Below are 1977 nucleotides of genomic sequence, written 5' to 3' on the forward strand. Positions count from 1 at the left end.
GGCCTGATGTCTCAGGCCAGTGCAGATGGTACTGTAGCACTGGGGGTACAGGCGGAGGCTAAAAATAATTCAGCTGTAGCTATTGGTAATTCTGCGCAGGCAACAGGTGAACAAAGCATTAGCATCGGTTCGGCTAATCAGGTTAGCGGCAAGAGGTCTGGTGCTATTGGTGGTTCTAATGCAACTACTCAGTATGACAAAGACAATGGTAAGCAGACTACTGCTGCTTCCGGTATGACTATTGTAACAGGTGACGGAAGCTATTCTTTCGGTAATCAGAACGGCACTATTGCTGCTGATAATACTGGTGTATTTGGTAACAGGAATACTATACAAACCGATTCAGAAGGTGTAAATAAAGCTGATAATATCAGAATATTAGGTAACGACAATACTGTTACTGCACAGGCTGGCGGTGCCATGATAGTGGGTAATGCCGCTAATGTAAGTGCTGCCAATGGTCTGGCACTGGGGAATAACACTCGCGTTAGTGGAGCTAATGGTGTTGCTATTGGTGCAGGTGCAATTGCCGAGGGTGAGAATGGTGTAGCCTTGGGCAGTGGATCAGTGGCTTCTGGCAATGTCGTGGCTATTGGCAATGCCAGCGCTGGTATCACCCGACAGATTACCGGACTGGCCGCAGGTACACTGGATACTGATGCTGTAAATGTGGCTCAGTTAAAAAGTCTGGATGCTTCCACATCAACCAGTATTTCTTCGCTGTCTTCTTCCACATCAACCAGTTTATCTGCGCTTGAAGATGATTTCACGAATTTGAGTACTTCTACTTCTTCAAGCATTCTTGAAGCTACAAAGGAACTGAAAAGTATTTCAACTTCTGTTGATGGCCACATTTCCTCTACTGGTGCTACATTAACCGAGTTGCAAACATCTGCTTCTACCAGTATTCTAGAGTTGCGAGATAATGCATTACAGTGGAATAATGAAGTACAGGCTTATGATGCAGCCCATCTTGCATCGGGAGCAAAAACAGCAAAAATTATTAATGTTCAAGATGGTGATATTACTACAAAGGATTCCACTGACGCCGTTAATGGTGGTCAGCTATATACAACCAATTCAAATTTGTCTAGTTTATCTTTGAGCGTTTCCAGCAGTATAAATGAACTATCAGATAAGCTGGTTTCCTCAAATACAACAGACATTATCAGCCTATCTACAATGGCCAGCAGCATTGGTGATACTGTTGGAAAGCTACAAAAGGATGCGCTGCAATGGAAAGATGGCAGCTATAGTGCAGACCACGGTACAGACAAGGCGCAGATAATTACCAATGTGTCTGCTGGCCATGTAACACCAGATTCAACGGATGCCATCAACGGTTCACAGCTGCACAGTCTGTCAACTGTGACACAGACAGGACTGGATACTGCTACTTCAGGCCTGAACAGCCTGTCGCTGTCGACAGCAACAGGTCTGAACAGCCTGAGTTCCAGTATAAATTCCAGCCTGAGCAATGCTACTGAGGGTGTGACAGAATTAAAACAGAATGCATTGCAATGGAATAACAATATCGGAGCCTATGATGCCGCTCGAAATGGAGATGCTAAAAGGATTACCAATGTAGCAGCCGGTATTCTTGGAGAGAATTCTACTGATGCGGTTAATGCAGGCCAGCTGTTTAGTCTGTCTAACTCCACCTCAACCGGTCTGAGCAGTCTGTCAAGTAGTCTGAGTACGATTACCGAAAACCAGATGGGTGACATGTCTGGTACTGTTTCCCGCTTAAATGAAAATGTAAGCAGTTTATCTACTGGGCTGAGTACTATCGATGGCAGTGTAACTGCATTGCAGCAGAATGCATTGCAATGGAATGGCCAAGTCTATGATGCTACCCGTGAGGGCAGTACCCAAACACTGACCGGTATTAAGGAAGGCCGGGTAGAAGCAGATTCAACGGATGCCATCAACGGTTCACAGCTGCACAGTCTGTCAACTGTGACACAGACAGGACTG

1 pseudogene is annotated in these 1977 nt (G+C 45.4%); it reads left to right on the forward strand.

The window, feature by feature from the left end:
• Positions 1-1977, forward strand: a pseudogene (locus BHC51_RS05295) (hypothetical protein); the annotation flags it as partial.

Origin of the sequence: Snodgrassella alvi (genome assembly GCF_002777745.1) — a bacterium.
Classification (GTDB): Bacteria; Pseudomonadota; Gammaproteobacteria; order Burkholderiales; family Neisseriaceae; genus Snodgrassella; species Snodgrassella alvi_D.